The organism is Achromobacter sp. SIMBA_011 (genome assembly GCF_046535435.1).
In the GTDB taxonomy this organism is placed as follows: Bacteria; Pseudomonadota; Gammaproteobacteria; order Burkholderiales; family Burkholderiaceae_B; genus Achromobacter; species Achromobacter dolens.
Genome location: NZ_JAWRWN010000508.1, coordinates 1 through 270 on the forward strand (window position 1 = coordinate 1; position 270 = coordinate 270).

Consider the following 270-nt stretch of genomic DNA (forward strand, 5'->3'; position numbering starts at 1 on the left):
GCGCGCGTTCTTTACGGCTTGCGTGGAATCGGTCGCGTCGTCGAGCACGAGATAGTCGACTTTCTGGCCCCCAATCTCCTTGGGCAGCAGCGCGATGGTGTTCTTTTCGGGAATGCCGAGCGAAGCCGCCGGGCCCGTGGCCGAGAGCGTCACGCCGATCTTCACATCCGCGTGCGCCACACCCGCCGTGGCGGCGAGCACTCCGGTCGCGACGCACGCCGCGTTCATCCAACGCCAAACCAACTGCATCTCCACTCCTTCGATCATCGT

General features: G+C 64.4%; 1 pseudogene. It reads right to left on the reverse strand.

Annotation, left to right across the window (positions count from 1 at the left end):
* Nucleotides 1-249: pseudogene (locus SB816_RS31925) on the reverse strand (branched-chain amino acid ABC transporter substrate-binding protein); the annotation flags it as partial.
* Nucleotides 250-270 lie beyond the last annotated feature (21 nt).